A 1,154-nucleotide genomic window follows, 5' to 3' on the forward strand; every position below is an offset into this window, starting at 1 on the left:
GTCCAGCACAACGTGATCTGGTTCGTGGTGCTGATCCTGCTGCCCACCCCGTTCGGCCTGTTCCTGGCCGTGCAGCTGGACAAGAAGATCCGGTTCAGCCGCGTCTACCAGACCGCGTTCTTCCTGCCCGTCGTCATGTCGATGGCCGTCATCGGGTTCGTCTGGCAGCTCATCTACAACCCCGACACCGGCCTGATCAACAGCGTCATCGGCGCCAACACCCCCGGCCACTACATCGACTGGATCGGCGACCCCGACCTCAACCTGTGGGCCATCCTCGTCGCCGCCTCCTGGCGCCACGCCGGCTACATGATGATCCTCTACCTCGCCGGCCTCAAAAGCGTCGACCCCGCCCTGCGCGAAGCCTCCGCACTCGACGGCGCCGGTGAGTGGCAGACCTTCAAGAACGTCATCTTCCCCACCCTGCGCCCCACCAACACCGTCGTCCTGGTCGTCACCATCATCGAGGCCCTGCGCGCCTTCGACCTCGTCTTCGTCTTCAACAAGGGCGCCCAGGGCACCGAACTGCTCTCCATCCTGGTCACCAACAACATCATCGGCGAGTCCAGCCGCATCGGATACGGCTCCGCCATCGCCGTCGTGCTCCTGGTGATCTCCCTCGCCGTGATCGTCCCCTACCTGATCACGACCTTCCGGAAGGAGCGACGCGCATGAGTGGAATCGCTCTGCGAAGGAAGCCGGTCCGCCCGGCCCGGATCCTGCTGCACACCTTCCTCATCGTCACCTCGCTGGCCTGGCTCGCCCCGCTGCTGTGGGCCCTGTTCGCGGCCCTGCGACCGTATGCGGAGACCAGCGAGAAGGGGTATGTGTCCTGGCCCGACAAGCTGAGCCTGGACAACTTCACCAACGCCTTCCAGCAGTCCGACATGCTCCACTACTTCGGCAACACCCTGCTGATCGCCGTCCCGGCCGTGCTGCTGACGCTGCTGCTGTCCTCGATGGTCGCCTTCTACGTCAGCCGCTTCGACTTCCGCCTCAACCTCGCCCTGCTCCTGATCTTCACCGCAGGCAACCTGCTCCCCCAGCAGGTCATCATCACCCCCCTCTACCGGCTCTACCTCCTGATCGACCTGCCCGGCATCACCACGAGCGGCAAGCTCTACGACTCCGCCCTCGGCCTGGTCCTCATCCAC

The 1,154-nt window shown here is 64.7% G+C and carries 2 protein-coding genes; both read left to right on the forward strand.

Going from position 1 to position 1,154, the window contains the following annotated elements; translation table 11 throughout:
* The coding region (locus ACIHIX_RS47875; RefSeq protein WP_399966978.1) for a carbohydrate ABC transporter permease at window positions 1-675 on the forward strand (675 nt) is incomplete at its 5' end.
* The coding region (locus ACIHIX_RS47880) for a carbohydrate ABC transporter permease (RefSeq protein WP_399966979.1) at window positions 672-1,154 on the forward strand (483 nt) is incomplete at its 3' end. The genes ACIHIX_RS47875 and ACIHIX_RS47880, both read left to right, overlap by 4 nt.

Source organism: Streptomyces sp. NPDC051913 (assembly GCF_044593635.1).
In the GTDB taxonomy this organism is placed as follows: domain Bacteria; phylum Actinomycetota; class Actinomycetes; order Streptomycetales; family Streptomycetaceae; genus Streptomyces.